Annotated in this window: 1 protein-coding gene; it reads left to right on the top strand. The window is 71.4% G+C overall.

From position 1 onward, the window contains the following. Positions 1–1,253, top strand: a 1,253-nt coding sequence (locus ABFX54_RS56555; RefSeq protein WP_346115604.1) for an aminotransferase class V-fold PLP-dependent enzyme, incomplete at its 5' end; no start/stop codon positions are given. Positions 1,254–1,397: the final 144 nt, after the last annotated feature.

Raw genomic sequence — 1,397 nt, 5'->3', positions numbered from 1 at the left:
TCGGCCCGTACGAGCATCACTCGAACGAGCTGCCCTGGCGCGAGTCGATCGCCGAAACCGTCGCGATCGGCGCGGACTCCTCCGGCCACATCGACTGCGCTGACCTGCGCCGCCGGCTCGTCCAGTACGCCGACCGGCCGCTGCTCATCGGCAGCTTCTCCGCCGCCTCCAACGTCACCGGCATCCTGACCGACACCGACCGCGTCACCGGGCTGCTGCACGAGCACGGCGCGCTGTCGTTCTGGGACTACGCCGCGGCCGCGCCGTACGTGCCGATCCGCATGACGGCCGGCACGGGCGGTCACAAGGACGCGCTCTTCCTGTCGCCGCACAAGTTCGTCGGCGGCCCGCAGACGCCCGGCGTCCTGGTGGTGCGCCGGGAACTGATCCGCAACCGGGTGCCCACCGCGCCCGGCGGCGGCACGGTGCTGTTCGTGGGCCCGGCCGGGCACAGCTATCTCGACGACCCGGTCGCCAGGGAAGAGGGCGGAACACCGGCGATCGTGGAGTCGATCCGCGCCGGGCTGGTGTTCCGGCTGAAGCAGGCGGTCGGCACCGACCTCATCCAGGCCCGCGAGGAACGGTTCTGGCAGCGTGCCCTGCGGCGCTGGGGGCGTAACCCGGACATCGAGATCCTCGGGGATGTGCACGCCCGCCGCCTGCCCATCGTCTCGATCAGGTTCCGCGCGTCCGGCGGGTTGTACCTGCACCACAACTACGTGGTGGCACTGCTGAACGACCTGTTCGGCATCCAGGCGCGCGGCGGCTGCTCCTGCGCCGGCCCCTACGGTCACCGCCTGCTCGCCATCGACACCGCCCACTCGCACGCCTTCGAACAGGAACTTCAGGCGGGTTGCCAGGGCATCAAACCCGGCTGGGTGCGCGTCAACTTCAACTACTTCATCTCCGGCACAGTCTGTGACTACCTCATCGACGCCGTGGACCTCATCGCCCGCTACGGCCACCGGCTGCTGCCCGACTACCGCTTCGACCCGGCCACCGGGCTGTGGCGGCATCGCGACGGCCCCACCGAGCCACCGCTGCACCTAGGCGACCTGCGCTTCGACGACTTCAGGCCGCCCGCCACCCGCGTGCGGGCCGGCGAGGACGCCCTGCCACGCCATCTGGAGCAAGCCCGCGTCATCCTGGAGGTCCGCCCGGACGAGCTCGGCCTGGCCCCACCGGACCTGCCGGACGACGTCGAACGCCTGCGCTGGTTCCCGCTGCCCAGGGCCTGCCAGGCCACGCCATGAAGACACCGCTGGACGGTGCCGCCCGGGTGCTCGCCGTCCAGCGGTCACCGCGGGCCAGGTGGCCTCTGGTACGGCAGTCCAGGACTTTCGGCCCTGCGCCGGTGCCCGGAGGCCGGGATAGAGCTGGGGTATGGCAGGGACGGT

It is taken from the genome of Nonomuraea maheshkhaliensis, assembly GCF_039529435.1.
Classification (GTDB): Bacteria; Actinomycetota; Actinomycetes; order Streptosporangiales; family Streptosporangiaceae; genus Nonomuraea; species Nonomuraea maheshkhaliensis.
Note: the sequence above shows the minus strand (reverse complement) of the source record. Positions and strands in the feature narration are given on the sequence as shown.